Genomic DNA, 14948 nt, shown 5'->3' with positions numbered 1-14948 from the left:
TGCTCGTATTTCTTCATCTAAATATATTCAATACCATCCCAAAATACCTAAACTCAATTATAGAATTAATCCCAATTAGATGTTTAACTTATTTCAAAATCATTCCTATGCAGTTATCTACTCCTTTCATTTAATCGCAGAAATAGCAAAAAATAAAATATAACTATTTAAAGATTTTATTTTTGGGCGTTTTACTTTGTTTACTATTATTTCTTCAAAATCGTGAATTCAACTCTCCGATTTTGTTTGCGACTTTCTTCGGTTGTATTGGGTGAAATAGGGCGCGTAGGGCCGTAGCCTTTGGTTTGTATACGTTTGACGTCAATGCTTTTAGTGGAGAGATAACGTTTTACTTCTTCCACTCTATCTTTGGAAAGTTGAACGTTGGCATCAAAATCACCTACGTTGTCGGTGTGTCCTTCCAATAGAATTTCCATAGTAGAATTTTCCGTCATCATTTGCGCAATACGGTCCAATTCAGGCAGCGAGGCAGGCAATAAATCGAATTTGCTTTGTGAAAAACGAATGGTATTGAGCGTAACCTTCTGACCTATTTCAATGGGGGCGAGCAGTACTTCCCGGCGCAGTTCGCGGTACTGTGTTTCTTTTGTCAAATCTATTACCATACCGCCCGACTGATAGCCCTTGCGCTGTGCAGTGAGCCCGTATTGCTTTTGAGTGTCGAGTACCAATTTAAAATCACCCACGGCTGGGTCATAATCCAGACGTTGAGGTGCCTGTTTTTGGTCTAAATCTTCCACAATTACCTCTGCCGCTACGGGTTGCTTGGTAATTTGGTCCAGGACAATTCCCTGTAAAAGCACCGTCGGAACTGGCTTAATCGTTTCGGGAAGTTTCATCCGAAAAATATCAAATTCTCCCAATGAATTTTCAGCAGAGCAAAAATAGGCATACGCTCCCGAGGCGGGAATGGTAAAATGGGCTTCGTAATCGGACGTGTTGATGGCAGGTCCGAGATTTTCCGGTTCAGACCAATGCATCCACGTATCATCCAAACGCCGACTCACATAAATATCCATCTCACCGTAGCCGCTTCGCCCATTGGAGGTAAAATAAAGCGTTTGGTTATCGGCAGGCAAAAAAGGCGTAAACTCATCATCGGCCGTGTTTATGTCAATCCCCATGTTTCTGGGAGGTGACCACGTACCATCAGCTTGTGGAAACGAAATGTACAAATCTGCCCCGCCTTTGGTATTGGCATCCTGAAGGGACAGCACCATAACTTTCCCGTTGGGTCCGATGTAAAAGCCCGAAAACGGATGATCATTGACGTAATTTTGCAGGCGAAGTTCTTGCGGGAATGTCCATCCCGTACTGTTCTTTCGACTGATGGAAACCCATTTGGACAGAGCACCATCGGGATGATAAATATTCATCAACAATGCCGTACGGTCGTCTGGAGAAATATAGCAGATGGAATTTTCCTGCAGGTTATTGACCAGGTTTTTCATGTTACGGGCTTTTTGCCACACCCCGTTTTTTTCTTCGGCAAACCATACATCATAATCTTCTTTGGCTTTCAGGTTTTCGGGGTGGTCATACCGAGTATAGTAGATTGTCTTTCCGTCGGGAGAAATGACAGGGGCAACTTCATTGGCCTTGGAGTTTACATTGGGCCCTAAGTTTTCCTTTTTCAGTTCTTTGGGGACATTTTTAGCCAAATTAATAACTGCCTCTACGGGCTTATCAGAAGATGAAATACCGATGGCATCCAGTTCGTTCCAGCCTGCTACCAATTTGGTATTTATGACCACTTTAATCGCCGAAACCTTGAAAGCCGTAAGTTGCGGCAGCCAAATTCGGTGCATTCCCGCACCGCGTTTTGAGGTTTCGGGTTTGCTTTTGTAGAGCGAATATTCTTTGTTTTGGGTATCATACGCCAACACATTAGTGACGCAACCGGCCCCGAAATTTTCAGCAATCACTACCTGCCGAATCTCCATGGGAGTTTCAAAACCCACTTTAACCCATTCTTCACCCGCATCCGGTTGCGCAGAACGCCAAGCCGAAGCCCCGCTTTCCGCTTGCGGAAGTTTGTTAGGTTTGCCCAATAACTGGGTAGCACGGTATTGTTGACCATTACTTTCAGTAAATTCCGAAGAAAATTCAACAACTTTATTAGCCCATTGAAGCTGTTGAGCATGAATCGAATGGGCAATAAAACAAAGAAGGGAAAATAAGAAAAAACGCATAATTACAGGCTTTTAACCTGTCTGCACATAATTCGTGCCAATTACAGCAATTCTTCACTTGGATTCCAAAACACTTTTTTAAATCCAACGATTTTATCGTTTTCAATGCGTATTCCTTCGGCTTCCAGAAGCTCCTGCATAGCCGTTGGACTTCCAAAAAAATGCTTCCCAGACAGTACTCCATCCCGGTTTACCACGCGGTGGGCAGGCACATCAGGCATACCGTGGCAGGCATTCATCGCCCAACCTACCATGCGAGCACTGAGCTTAGAACCCAAAAACAAAGCAATGGCCCCGTAAGAAGTAACCCGTCCGAAAGGAATCTGACGAACTACATCATACACGTCATTGAAAAAACTCTTTGGTTCCACCGAAAGGCAAGTTTAAAGATTAACGTGAAGGGTGTAAAGAAAAGACTATGAGCGAAATAGAGCCCACAGTAAACTGCAAATCGTAGACTGTAAACTAAAACTATGCTTTTTTCTCAATTCTATTGACCAATTCCTCATACCATGCTTCTCCGTATTTGGTAGTAAGCGGTCCTTTGAGAAATTTGTAGATAGGTACTCCCAATTCCCTGCCGTTGTTGCAGGCGGGTTTGCAAATGTGCCAGCGGTCATAGTTGAGCGCTTCGTAGTGATCGTATTTAGTGATGCGAATCGGGTACAAATAGCAGGAAATAGGCTTACGAAACGTGGTCTTCCCGTCCAAAAAAGCCTGCTCAATTCCGCACTTCAGGATTCCTTTTTGGTCATATAGCGCGTACGCACACTCTTTGCCATTGATGGTTGGGGTGACAAAATCTCCATCCAAATCCTGCTCGTACAATCCCGTTTTTTCAATCTCCTCAATCCCTTTTTTGTTCAAATAGGGCTTTACTACGGGGTAAATTTCTTCCAAAACCGCCAACTCTTCTTTTTCTAAAGGAGCACCCATATCTCCTTCCACACAACAGGCACCCTTGCATTTAGTCAGTTCGCAGACAAAATATTGGTCAGCAATATCATCGCTAATGACCGAATTATCAATAACTATCATAGTTTCTTTATCTTGAGTTGCTGACCTATTTTTACACCCGTGTCTGGCAGCTCATTCCACTCTTTTATTTGATCCACTTTTACTCCGTATTTCTGGGAAATGCTAAACATTGTCTCTCCCTGCGCTACGGTGTGATTGGTAAATTCTTCCGCTTTAGGTTGTTGGTCCAACGTATTTCCTACGGGGCGAATGGTCAATTTCTGACCGCTCAACAGTTTTGCATCCTGTGCAAGATTGTTCCAATAGAAAATGTCATTTACTGTTACATCATACATTTTGGAAATACTGTAAAACGTCTGACCGGCTTCCACTACGTGAATAATTGGTTTATTAGTTGTTGTTGTTGCAGGCGGCGGTGTTGTCGTAACCGTTGTTGTCTTCGCAGGCGGAGTTTGAGTTTTGGGTTGCGTATCTACTTGAGTTGGCTTGTTACTCACCGTAGATTGCCCCGTTGTTACCGATTGTTTGGTCTCCACGACAGGCTGTTTTGTTTCTGCAACAGGTTGCTTGGTTTCAACGGGTGGTTTCTTCGTATTTCCGGCAGTTTGCTTACCGGCAGTTGATGATTTGGGCTTGGCGGTGTCCTCATCGTTAATAATGACTACGCGGTCATCATCGACGGGATTAAAAGAAGGAGCACGTTTATTGGGTTTGGCCGTTTGAACACCGGTTGTTGTCGATTGATTTTGCTTCGCCCGAGTTTCTGCTTCCGTTATTTCTACCCCTCCCGACTGTTCTGAGGCGGGGGTCGTCGTCGTTGCAGGAGCATCGGCCATTTTCGTAGTATATACTTTACGCTCCGATGGTTTCTGAGGAATTTTGTTGTTAGAGACAGGAGCGGCTCCGTTTCTTGCCGTTTCCTGAACGGCAGGACGAGGTTGAGATTTTCCCGAGCCAGGCACCCATTCTTCCTGAGGAACATCAATTACTTCTACGGGCGTATTGCGAGGGCGCTTTTTGGTCAGCCAAAGTACGCGTCCTGTCTGTAAACGCTGATTACGATTGCTAATCCGATTGTATTTAACCAAAAATTTGAGTCTGATGCCATAAATTTGGGCTACTTTCCAGAGTGATTCTCCTTCGCGTACGGTATGATAAGGTATAACTGCCCGTTTATTCTTTTTGGACAAATAATACACGTCACCGGGATTAATTGGATCACGCTCCGACATTTCATTGTAGCGCAAAAAACTGCTGAAACTCACCCGAGATTTCTTAGACAGCGTTTCTACATTGTCGCCCGTGCCCGCCATAATTCCCGGCAAACCATTGATTTCGTACAATAACAAATCACTGCTGTATCCTTCTGCCCGAACCAATACGGGAAAACCGATGTCCTTTTGGGTAAAATTGTCCCGTTGATTGGGCTTTTTAAACACTGCAAGGCGAGAACGAGTGGCTTCAAATTGGTCGTTGGTGACGGGTAGTATGAGCGAATATTCTTTGTCAGCAGGAATGTCATTTCCCGTAACCCAGCGATTTTGGGTACGCAATGAGACTTCGTCAATTCCAAATTCTTTCGCAATTCCGTCTAATGTCCGTCCACTTGCTTGAGGGTATTCCAACATTACCAAGCGATTAGGGGACTGATAACGTTCAATCGACGACTCAATCGCGATTTTATGAGCCAGAAAACGCAAAATATAGCGATCCGCTTTTTCATCCAACTTCACTTCCTTGGCGTAGCCCCATTCAGCAGGAATTGTTTTACTGATTCCTCCTGCGCCAAGGTAATAGGAATACAGAGAAGCAATCCAGTTATTGAATTGCAAGTTACTTTTTTTGAGATACTTAGCTGCAGCACGCGTAGAAGATGTAATATTTTTACGCTCGTCTATCTGGTCATCTACCCGCAGGCCATAGTCAACAGCGGTTTCTTTTTTGAATTGCCAAAAACCAACGGCATTGGAAGCCGAGATGGCATCGGGCTGCAGATTGCTTTCCTGCACGGCCAAATACTTGAAATCAATCGGAACGTCTTCGTCAATCAGAATACCTTCAACAATGGGGAAAAACATCAGGCATCGGTCGAGCTTTGCTTCCCAAAATTTTTTGTTACCCAGCAATGCTTTTACATCTGCCTGGATAACCGCGCGAGCGTTTTCGTCCAATTGAATGTTCATTCCTGCAAAACCCACACTACGCGGCACCGTAGGAACCGCCGGCGCTTGGGCCACCAAAGCAGAAATGGAAAGGAACGAAATGAATGTGGTTAGGGTTAAAATACGTTTCATTGCTTTTTGAGTCGCTGAGTGTTAATGTTTCTGGGCAATCATCAGTCCATCTCTCACGGGGAGAAGTAAATGGCTTACGCGCGGATCAGTGTGGATTTTTTGATTAAAGTCTAAAAGTGCCTGAGTATCCTTATCAATCTTCTTTTCGGTCTGTACAACTTTACCGCTCCAAAGGACATTGTCGGCGATGATGACACCGCCCGAACGGACTTTGTCAAACACCAAATCGTAATACAAGCCATAGTTCATTTTATCTGCGTCAATAAACACGATATCAAACGTATCGTTTAACGTAGGTATCAGCTCAACAGCATTTGCGATTCTAAAATCAATCTTATCAGCCAAAGGTGATTCATCAAAAAAAGAACGGGTAAAACTTTCCAATTCTTCATTGACATCTATCGTAATAAGAACACCGTCATCTGTCAATCCCTCTGCCAAACAGAGCGCTGAATACCCTGTGTAGGTACCTATTTCAAGAATTCTGCGGGGGCGCATCATGGTTGAAAACAGCGACAAAAGCCGTCCCTGCATTTGCCCTGACAGCATTCGTGCCTGAAGTATTTTGGCGTGCGTTTCGCGGTTCAATTGCGCCAGTAGCGGAATTTCGGCTGACGTATGCGCCAGCGCGTAAGCTTCTATGACGGGGGGGAGAAAATCCATTGATTCCGTATTGTTTCAACAAATATAAACGGAAAAACGACTAAAAATATATGTTATAGCCGTTTTTGTCAAGTTTAACCCGTTTTTATCCAAAAGTTACCTATCTTATTCGATATAAAAACAGACTTGAATTTATTTCTTTCAAGTCTATTTGTCTTCGTCTTCCGGAACAAAAGACAAGGTACTCCATTGACTTTCGTCAAACATTTCCTGCGCAATGTCCTGCAATTGTGTAGCTGTAACGGCGTTGATTTCGGCAAATATCTCTTTCAACGAATCAATTCTGCCCGTATCCAAAATACTCTTGCCCATCATCAGCATAAAGCTCTGATTTCCTTCTTCCGACATGGCCAATTGTCCCATCAACTGTTCTTTTAAGTTGCGCATTTGGATAGTCGTAAGCGGTTTTTCTCGGAGTTGGCGTAATTCACGATAAATCAGCTGCATGGCGCGGTCCACATTTTTGGACTCAGTTCCAAAAAATACGCCTAAAAAGCCCGTATCCAGAAAGGGGGCATAATTGGCTTCAATGGAATAGACTAAACCATATTTTTCGCGCAGTGTCATGTTGAAACGTGAATTCATTCCCGGACCACCCAGCAGATTCACCAACATAAAAAACGGCAATCGCTTTTCATCCATCAGGGCATAGGCAGGACGCCCCATCGCTACCTGCGTTTGGGTCATGCCGCGCGGTACCTGAAGATTTTTAGGCAAATAGATTTCGGGAGACGTACGCACTCGCTGACTTGTACTGTGCGGTAAATCGTACAGGTATTTTTCAGCTTGCTTAATGGCTTTATGAAAAGGCAAATTGCTCACCAAAGACACTACCACGCGTTCGGTATCCAGATTATCAGCAATGAATGACTGTAAATCGCTTTTGCTAAAGGAACGAACGCTATCGGGAGTACCGAGAATATTACGTCCCAACTGATGATTTTGAAAGACAACCTCATCAAATTCATCCTGAATTGCATCTTCGGGCGAATCGTAATACATGGCCATTTCTTCCAAAATCACTCCTCGTTCTTTTTCGATTTGTTTTTCGGGAAAAATAGAGTGAAAGGTAATATCCGACAGTAATTCAATGGCTTTATCGCTGTGCGAAGCCAGCAATGATGCATGAAAACATACCTTTTCTTTGGTAGTATAGGCGTTTAACTCTCCTCCGACAGTTTCGAGACGATTAATGATGTGGTATGATTTACGCTTTTGAGTTCCTTTGAAAGCCATGTGCTCCCAAAAATGCGCAAGGCCCTGTTGATGAGGCAACTCATCCCGACTTCCAATATCGAGCATGATTCCCCAGTGGGCGATTTGAGTATGCGGTACTTGTTTGTGTACAACACGGATGCCATTAGGCAAGGTGTGTAGGCGGTATTCTTCCATTCTTGTCGTTATCACTAATGCAAAGGTAACAGTTTTTAAGGCATGAGGGTTTCTTAATGCACTGATTCTATACGTACCTTTGCTGTCAATTAATCAAAAAAGTTGTTTAAAATTACTCATTGGCTCCTCAAATGCTTACTCGTAAACTTTCCATGGACGAACTCAACCGCCTTTCGGTAGAAGAGTTTCGTGAAATTCCCAAACACTCCTTTGTCTTTATTTTGGATGATATTCGAAGCCTGAATAATGTTGGGTCTATTTTTCGTACAGCTGATGCTTTTCGGGCTACAAAAATGTACTTATGCGGTTTAACGGGTACACCACCCCACCGCGACATTACTAAGACCGCCTTGGGTGCCGATGAATCGGTAGAATGGGAACAATGCCCAGATTTACTTCAATTAATTGAGCGCCTCAAATCGGACGGATATCAAATTGTAGCCTTGGAACAGGCCGAAGACAGTACAAAGCTGCACGAATTTCAACCTGATCTGAACAAAAAATATGCTTTTATTCTTGGTAATGAGGTATTTGGTGTCAAAGAAGAAGCCATTGCTCAATGCGATATTTGTTTGGAAATTCCGCAATTTGGCACCAAACATTCGCTAAATGTAGCCGTTAGCACGGGGATAGTGGCGTGGGATTATGTATCGAAGACCCTAAAAAGCTTAACATAAAAATAACCTGAAATTTTTGTTTTAACGAAAATATAGCTATCTATTTGCAAATTTTTTTATTTAAACTTACAATTACATAATCAGATGAAATCAGAGAAGAAAAAAGCTGCGAGCGAGATTGCTCAGAAAATTGCAACGGTCGTTGTAGGCGAAACAGTTTCTAAAAAAATAGCAAAAGCCATTGCAAAGGCTTCGGAAAAACTCGCTAAGAAATTAGAAAAAATCAAGAAAAAAGACGAAAAAGAAAAAGAGAAAGAAGCCAAAAAAGTAATAAAAGAAGCGAAGAAAGCCGAGAAAGAAGCCAAAAAGGCCGCAAAAAAAGCGGAGAAGAAAGCACAAAGAAAATCAGAAGCGAAGGTAAAAAAGAGCGATAAAAAAGACAAGGCTCCCAAAAAAGATAAAAATGAAACCAAAGTAATTGCTTTGCCAGAACCTGCTCCCGAAGAAGTTGTTGCTGAAAAACCCAAACCTGCCCCTAAGGCGAAAGCCCCTGCAAAAAAAGTGACTCCTGCGTCCCCGGCAAAAAGAGCTTATGTGCGCAAAGATAAGCCCGTAGAAACAACTCCTGTTTCGTCCGAGCCAACTCCCGAATCTTAATTATTCCTCTTTTTTAGGCCTCATCATAGGCTTAAATACCGGTTTAGGTCGGGGCTTTACCTCATCTAAGCCAGTATTTTCTTTGGGTAGAGTTGGCTCCGACTGTATATCAGACACTTTAGCAGCCTCCTCCGTCTTTTCCTCGATTGCCTTCGGTTTCATCGTTGGCTTAAAAATCAGTTTAGGCTGTGCCGCCGGTTCGGACTGAATGTCAGTCGTTTCAGGAACTACTTCTGCTTTCTCTTCCACTTTTTCCACACTTGTCGGCTTCATCTTGGGCGTAAGAATCGGCTTGGGTCGTGCTGCGGGTTCGGGTTGTACATTCGATGTTTCCTCCGACTCAGAAATTGGAGATTGAACAGGTATAGACTGTTCGTCTGTTACCGTTTTGAGCTTTGTTGGCTTGAATACAGGTTTGGGTTTGGCAGCCCCCGTTCCCCCAATCGGGGCTACCTGTTGGGTTGGCTTTGCCTCCGCTGACGGTTCCGAAACGGGCTTTTTTGGAGCAAAAATAGGTTTAGGTTTGGCAACATTCTCGCTGCTTACTGCCTGTTCAGTGGTTGGTAACTGACTTTCAGTCACAGGTTTCTTTGGAGCAAAGAGAGGTTTGGGTTTAACTGTCTCTTTGTTTTCTGCCGATTGAACCTCCTCTGTTTTAGGAATTGGGGGCTTAGCCGTAGGTTTAAATGCAGGTTTGGGAGTCGGCGCACTAGTTGGTAATTGTTCACTGCCAAGAGGAACACCTCCAACGGTAAACTGTGAACTGTGGACTGTGGACTGCGCCGCACCGGCGTACCGGTCTGCGGACTGTGAACTTTTCTTTAATTCTTCTTTTTCCTTCAGGAATTGTTCGTACAAAGACTTTTTCTCTGCCGCCTGCTCCGGACTGAGGTTGGCGTAGTGATAGTTCATATCCCGTACATCAAACTCGCTGTAATCAAACGTTTTGGTCATCGTCAGGCATTCCGTAGGGCACACCGTTGTACAAAGGCCGCAGTAACAACACTTTGCCATGTCAATGTCGAATACAGCCGCATAAAGACGAATCGGCGAGCCGTCAGACGCTTTTCCTACTTCGCTTGTAGCCTTAATTGGCTCTATATCAATGCAATCAACGGGACAGACTTTGGCGCATTTGTCGCACACAATGCAGTCGTCCATTTCATTATGAAGACGATAACGGCCATTGTCCGGAATGGGCATTGTCTCAAACGGATATTGCAACGTCACCATCCCCGTTTGCTCTTTGAAATAATCGTTTTCGCGAATGTTGTTATTACTGCGGCGCGTGCGGGCAGCCCACAAATGCCGAAATGTGAGTTTCATACCCGCTACTGTGGTACGAATGCCTTCGTTGATATGTTGGAAGTAGGTTTTCAATCCCGATAAAATTAACACTCAAATATACACCCTAACTGATTCACAGATGTCATTCCAATAAAAGCCTAACTCTTCCCAAAGCGCACAAACCACTCCAACAATCGCTCCACATCAGCCCTAAGAAAAAGCTGAGTTCCTTCATTCATGGTGGCTGCTGAACCACATGCCACACCCCAACGAAGCATTTCGGAGTAGGAAAGTTCCTGCGTAAGCGCCCACGTCATACCCGCCACCATGCTATCGCCTGCGCCTACGGTACTGCGTTTTTGTACGGGGGGCGCAGGGACGTGTTCACAAAGATCTTTTGTAACCAAAATAGCCCCTATTGGCCCTAACGAAACAATAACGACTTCACACTTACCGTCACCGATGAGCATACGGGCCGCCTCGTCCACATCATCCATTTGAAGGTCTTTTGCCCCAACCAGGGTTTCGAGTTCACCGATATTAGGTTTGAGTAAAAATACACCTTCGTCACAAGCGGCGCGAAGTGGCTCACCCGACGTATCCAATATCAGGCGAGCGCCCATTTTTTTACTGATGGCGGCTACTTTTTCGTAAAAGTTATCATCCGTTTTGGGAGGCAAGCTCCCGCTTGCCACTATGTAATTCGCTTCTGAGGAAGCAAGCGCATCCAAAACTGCCTGCGTTTCGACTTCCGTAAGAGAAGCACCAGGCATTCCAAAACGGTATTGAGCATTGGTGGAGTCCTCAGCAACAATAAAGTTTTCACGAGTCCATTGCTCTGTCTCAATTACCTGTGTTTCAATCTCTTCCTGCTTCAACAAATTTTGCAGCATTTGCCCCGAAGGACCGCCAGCCGTAAAAATAGCAGTGCTCTTTCCTCCGAGTCGCTTGATGGCTTTAGAGACGTTAACTCCGCCACCACCAGCATCGTAACGAGGTGGTTCACAACGCAGTTTTTGCTCAGCAATCAACCGGTCAATGTGCGTACTTTTGTCAATGGAAGGATTTACGGTCAGCGTGACGATTTTCATGGATATAGAAATGGGGAGTTTTTTATCTGGGAGTTTTAGTTCGATTTATTCCATTCTTCAATTTGTGCCAACACCTCTTTTTGTCCTACCCGTGACTCCGACGAGGTAACAAAAATCAAAGGAACTTCCTGCCAGGTTTCTAGCAGCTTCGCGCGGTAGTTGTCGAGTTGGGTTTGAAGTTGAGGGGGACGCAGTTTGTCCGTTTTGGTAAAAACAATGCAAAATGGTACGCCGTTAGCCCCCAGTTTTTCCATGAATTCGAGATCTATTTTTTGCGGTTCAATACGTGAATCCACCAATACAAATGTGCAGGTAAGATTTTCACGGTTAAACAGATACCCATCAATCATCTGAGCCCATTTTTGGCGATCAGTTTGCGACACTTTGGCGTAGCCGTAGCCGGGCAAATCCACCAAATACCAAGTGTCATTGATCATAAAATGATTGATGACCTGCGTCTTACCCGGCTTTGACGAGGTCTTGGCCAAACTTCCAAATCCCGTAAGCGCATTTATCAAAGAAGATTTACCCACGTTGGAACGTCCGATGAAAGCGTATTCGGGTCGGTCGGCCTTGGGACACTGCTCGTGCAGCGACGAGCTTTTGACAAAAACGGCGGTTTTGATTTTCATCCGACAAAATTACGAAGAAAGTAAGCGGTTTTGCTCACATTTCGTAAAACTCAATCGGTAAATTATCCGGGTCAGCAATAAAAAAGAACGTTTTTTGGGTAAATTCATCCACTCGAATTTGCTCACAATCAACGCCTGCTTCTGTCAAAAAGGCGCGAGTTTGCTCAATGTCAGCCACACTAAACGCCAAATGCCTTAATCCAGCCGCTTCCGGACGGGAAACCCGGGCGGGTGGATTTGGGAAAGAAAACAGTTCAATCTGATACTGACCGTTGACCGACAAATCCAATTTGTACGAATCGCGCTCCGTTCTATAGACTTCCGCCAAGATGGTGAAGCCTAATATTTCTGTGTAAAAACGTTTTGAGCGTTGGTAATCGCTGCAAATAATGGCAACGTGGTGAATAGCTTGAACAGATAACTTTGATTTAGTCGTCATCATCTTCTCCTTCCTCTTCTTCCCCTTTTGCTTTTAATTTCACAAACGCGCCACGCACGGGAGCAGGCATTTTTGATTTTTCACCTCTGACCGTTTGCCACACAATTTCGCTGAAAATCAGGTCGTCGATGGCGTCGGGTTTGGATAAATCAAATTTGAGCGTGCGACGGTGATTATAGTTGGCCGCTACGTTTTTTTCGTTCAAATCAATACCTGGTTGTTTGGCCTGAAAAGGAGTCATCGTGGGAGTCTTTTGAAAACAGCGCCACATCGGAACCGCCGCTGCATCGTATTGGCTCATGGGTTTCAGGCCCAAAATCAGTTCTATCGTCCGCAACATCCCTGAGGTAGAATACATGGTGTGATCTACAAACCCGCGCTTCACGTAGCCCCCCGCCACAAAGGCAATCGAACGGTGAGCATCTACGTGGTCAGGGCCGTTTTGAGCATCATCTTCCAAAATAAACACGACGGATTCTTTCCAAATGGGACTTTTGGAAAGGTGCTCCACAAAGCGGCCCACGGCCAAATCATTGTCGGCTACGGCGGCGTCGGGCGTTGGAAGCCCTACCCGCGCGCCCGAGGTATGGTCATTGCCCATACGAACGGTATTGAGTCGCGGCAGGGCGTTGTTTTTCACCAATTCATCAAAATCTTTTTCCCATGATTTCTCCCGCTCCACGTCCATATAGCCCAAATCGTAGCCTTTATAATCAGGCGCAAAATGACCTTCAAGGGCAGGAATATTGGCTTTATCGTCGGCAAACCAACCATACGTGCGGTAGCTGATGTTGGCGCGTTTGCAATGGTCCCAAATAAATCCGTCGCGGGGATGGGCAATGGTTTTTTGGCCCTCATAATCGTAGGTACCGCCGCGTCCGCCGTAGCTGGTAACCCAGTTTTTTTCTATATAATCGTTTGCATACGCCGCCGCCGACCAATTATGACCGTCGGCGCTCACTTCGGCATCGACGTAAAAATTATCCAACAACACAAACTCCCGCGCCAACGCGTGTTGGTTAGGCGTTACTTTTTCGGGAAACAAACACAGTGCCGCGTCGCCGTTGCCTTCTTTCATATCGCCCAAAATCTGGTCGTAGGTGCGGTTTTCTTTGATGATGTAAAAGACGTATTTGATAGGTGACCCTTCTCCTACCTTCATCGGAATCGGGTTGTCCGTTTCGCCTTCGGCGAGCGTCTCTTTCTTTTTAGTATAAGGGGTGTTTTCGTAAACCAGTTTGGAATAAACGCCTAAAATGTCTTCTTCCGGAAAATCAATGATGGAAAGCGTACCTTTAAACAAACCGCCGATGTACTCGGTCTCGTCGCGATTAGCCTCCGCATTAGCCCCTTTGAATTGAGGAGATTTGGAACGATTCGGATTCGGGCCTTTGGGGTTGGCGGCCGAAGAATAGCCTTTGCCGTTGGTAACCCATATTTGGTTGTTAATTACCTTCAACGACGTAGGATACCAGCCCGTTGGTACAAAGCCCAACGAACGGCTTTTCCCTTTTTCAGCTACGTCAAATACCGCAATGCAGTTATTGTCAGCATTGGCAATCAGCAATTTAGACTCATCAGCCGTGAGGGCTAAGGCATTGGGTGTACTTCCGAGAAGAGCATTCGGATACAGCGAGGCATTGAGGGTTTCGACGACTTGTTTTTTAGCTAAATCAATCAGCATCACCGTATTATCATTTCCACAGGCCACGTACAGATACTTCCCGTCGCGGGTTTGGAGCAAGTCGTTGGGATTTTTGGCCGTTGGAATATCTATAATGGTTTGCAATGTTTCGGCATTCAAAATCCGTACACTGCTTCCTTCCCAAAGACTGACAATCAATTGCTTTTTGTCTTGTGACAACTGGCATGCATACCCTTTAAAACCCAAGCTAATGGTTTGCTGTACTTTCCGGGTTTTCAAATCACAGACATACAGTGAATTATTTTCTTTGGTAACGACAAACATCTTTTGTTGCGCCTCGTCCAAACAAAGCCCTACGGGTCCGATTTTTTCGGGCCAGGGTTTGCCTAACACGATTTCTCCATCGGCTTTGAGTTTATTGTTTTCCAATTGAAAAATCAGAATCTTATTGTCGTTGCCACCCGACGCATACAATGTTTTCTCATCAGCACTGAAAGTGAGTCCGTAGTAGGCTTTGGGCACAATCGCATCGTCGAGAATCTGCTGCGTGGCCACATCAATCAGAGTGATGCTATGCGTTTTTTGGCCGTTGTTGGTGACCGCTGCATATTTTCCCGACGACGAGACAACCAGATTTAACGGCAAATCATTGAGAGAAAGGCTTTTATTCCCCGCAGGAGTCAGCGACCAACCGTTGGGCAATTTAATTCGCTTGGCGGTCAGGGCCTGATAAAATTGACCGGTTTCAGAGGCTCCGTGATTTTGCCGTTGACAGGAATTTTCGAGTAAAAGAAACACCCCAACGAGGCATAGAAAAAGGCAGGATTTGGTGGAAAGTTTCATCTGATTGATATTTTTACAAAGATGTCAATTGATTAACCAATTTCAGAGAAAAGTACATAAAGTAATTGTTAACCCCTCACCAATTCTTAACGCCTTTGTTAACAATTACTGTACAGAAGTTTATTAGATTGAAAATCAGCCGTTGAGATCGACACATAGTTTGTCTATTCTGTTCTTAGCCTGAAACATAACTTTCC

General features: G+C 44.7%; 13 protein-coding genes. 2 read left to right on the top strand and 11 right to left on the bottom strand.

Annotated elements, in window-relative coordinates; genetic code table 11:
* Nucleotides 1–206: 206 nt before the first annotated feature.
* From Q0081_RS07490 to Q0081_RS07465, 6 genes are all read right to left on the bottom strand, one after another.
* Complete coding sequence (locus Q0081_RS07490; RefSeq protein WP_298350916.1) at nucleotides 207–2213, bottom strand: OmpA family protein; 2007 nt, start codon at nucleotides 2211–2213, stop codon at nucleotides 207–209.
* A gap of 41 nt (nucleotides 2214–2254) precedes the next feature.
* Entirely contained in the window at nucleotides 2255–2584 is a 330-nt protein-coding gene (locus Q0081_RS07485; RefSeq protein WP_298350914.1) for an MGMT family protein, read from the bottom strand.
* A gap of 100 nt (nucleotides 2585–2684) precedes the next feature.
* Nucleotides 2685–3251, bottom strand: a complete 567-nt coding sequence (locus Q0081_RS07480; RefSeq protein ID WP_298350911.1) for a DUF3109 family protein — start codon at nucleotides 3249–3251, stop codon at nucleotides 2685–2687.
* A complete protein-coding gene (locus Q0081_RS07475) occupies nucleotides 3248–5485 on the bottom strand; it encodes a LysM peptidoglycan-binding domain-containing protein (RefSeq protein ID WP_298350908.1) in 2238 nt (745 codons plus the stop codon). Before Q0081_RS07475 ends, Q0081_RS07480 begins: the two co-directional genes overlap by 4 nt.
* Before the next feature lie 21 nt (nucleotides 5486–5506).
* Nucleotides 5507–6148 carry an O-methyltransferase gene (locus Q0081_RS07470; RefSeq protein ID WP_298350906.1) on the bottom strand — a complete coding sequence of 214 codons (642 nt, stop codon included), beginning with the start codon at nucleotides 6146–6148 and terminating at the stop codon, nucleotides 5507–5509.
* Between the two features lie 147 nt (nucleotides 6149–6295).
* Complete coding sequence (locus tag Q0081_RS07465) at nucleotides 6296–7540, bottom strand: pitrilysin family protein (RefSeq protein WP_298350903.1); 1245 nt, start codon at nucleotides 7538–7540, stop codon at nucleotides 6296–6298.
* 131 nt (nucleotides 7541–7671) lie between these two features.
* Here Q0081_RS07465 and Q0081_RS07460 point away from each other — a divergent pair, with 131 nt between their 5' ends.
* Together Q0081_RS07460 and Q0081_RS07455 are read left to right on the top strand one after the other, a co-directional pair.
* A complete protein-coding gene (locus Q0081_RS07460; RefSeq protein WP_298350902.1) occupies nucleotides 7672–8217 on the top strand; it encodes an RNA methyltransferase in 546 nt (181 codons plus the stop codon).
* 84 nt (nucleotides 8218–8301) lie between these two features.
* Nucleotides 8302–8814: a hypothetical protein gene (locus Q0081_RS07455; protein ID WP_298350900.1), complete on the top strand. Its 513-nt coding sequence runs from the start codon at nucleotides 8302–8304 to the stop codon at nucleotides 8812–8814.
* On the opposite strand, the gene Q0081_RS07450 is transcribed toward Q0081_RS07455, so the two are convergent.
* From Q0081_RS07450 to Q0081_RS07430, 5 genes are all read right to left on the bottom strand, one after another.
* Nucleotides 8815–10194, bottom strand: a complete 1380-nt coding sequence (locus Q0081_RS07450; protein ID WP_298350898.1) for a 4Fe-4S binding protein — start codon at nucleotides 10192–10194, stop codon at nucleotides 8815–8817.
* A gap of 65 nt (nucleotides 10195–10259) precedes the next feature.
* Nucleotides 10260–11192, bottom strand: coding sequence for a 1-phosphofructokinase family hexose kinase (locus Q0081_RS07445; RefSeq protein ID WP_298350897.1), 933 nt, complete (start codon nucleotides 11190–11192; stop codon nucleotides 10260–10262).
* Between the two features lie 35 nt (nucleotides 11193–11227).
* Nucleotides 11228–11824: a ribosome biogenesis GTP-binding protein YihA/YsxC gene (gene yihA / locus Q0081_RS07440; protein WP_298350895.1), complete on the bottom strand. Its 597-nt coding sequence runs from the start codon at nucleotides 11822–11824 to the stop codon at nucleotides 11228–11230.
* A gap of 34 nt (nucleotides 11825–11858) precedes the next feature.
* Nucleotides 11859–12266: a VOC family protein gene (locus tag Q0081_RS07435; protein WP_298350893.1), complete on the bottom strand. Its 408-nt coding sequence runs from the start codon at nucleotides 12264–12266 to the stop codon at nucleotides 11859–11861.
* Nucleotides 12253–14751, bottom strand: coding sequence for an alkaline phosphatase family protein (locus tag Q0081_RS07430; RefSeq protein WP_298350891.1), 2499 nt, complete (start codon nucleotides 14749–14751; stop codon nucleotides 12253–12255). The genes Q0081_RS07435 and Q0081_RS07430 overlap by 14 nt, the downstream gene beginning before the upstream one ends.
* Between the last annotated feature and the right edge of the window lie 197 nt (nucleotides 14752–14948).

It is taken from the genome of Runella sp. (assembly GCF_027484545.1).
Lineage (GTDB): Bacteria > Bacteroidota > Bacteroidia > Cytophagales > Spirosomataceae > Runella.
This window is presented reverse-complemented; position numbering and strand designations above follow the sequence as displayed.

Coding starts and splice junctions, on each gene's coding strand:
- Q0081_RS07445 (WP_298350897.1), bottom strand. CDS start 11,192: ATGAAAATCGTCACGCTGACCGTAAATCCTTCCATTGACAAAAGTACG.
- Q0081_RS07435 (WP_298350893.1), bottom strand. CDS start 12,266: ATGATGACGACTAAATCAAAGTTATCTGTTCAAGCTATTCACCACGTT.
- Q0081_RS07470 (WP_298350906.1), bottom strand. CDS start 6,148: ATGGATTTTCTCCCCCCCGTCATAGAAGCTTACGCGCTGGCGCATACG.
- Q0081_RS07465 (WP_298350903.1), bottom strand. CDS start 7,540: ATGGAAGAATACCGCCTACACACCTTGCCTAATGGCATCCGTGTTGTA.
- yihA (WP_298350895.1), bottom strand. CDS start 11,824: ATGAAAATCAAAACCGCCGTTTTTGTCAAAAGCTCGTCGCTGCACGAG.
- Q0081_RS07490 (WP_298350916.1), bottom strand. CDS start 2,213: ATGCGTTTTTTCTTATTTTCCCTTCTTTGTTTTATTGCCCATTCGATT.
- Q0081_RS07475 (WP_298350908.1), bottom strand. CDS start 5,485: ATGAAACGTATTTTAACCCTAACCACATTCATTTCGTTCCTTTCCATT.
- Q0081_RS07460 (WP_298350902.1), top strand. CDS start 7,672: ATGCTTACTCGTAAACTTTCCATGGACGAACTCAACCGCCTTTCGGTA.
- Q0081_RS07455 (WP_298350900.1), top strand. CDS start 8,302: ATGAAATCAGAGAAGAAAAAAGCTGCGAGCGAGATTGCTCAGAAAATT.
- Q0081_RS07480 (WP_298350911.1), bottom strand. CDS start 3,251: ATGATAGTTATTGATAATTCGGTCATTAGCGATGATATTGCTGACCAA.
- Q0081_RS07430 (WP_298350891.1), bottom strand. CDS start 14,751: ATGAAACTTTCCACCAAATCCTGCCTTTTTCTATGCCTCGTTGGGGTG.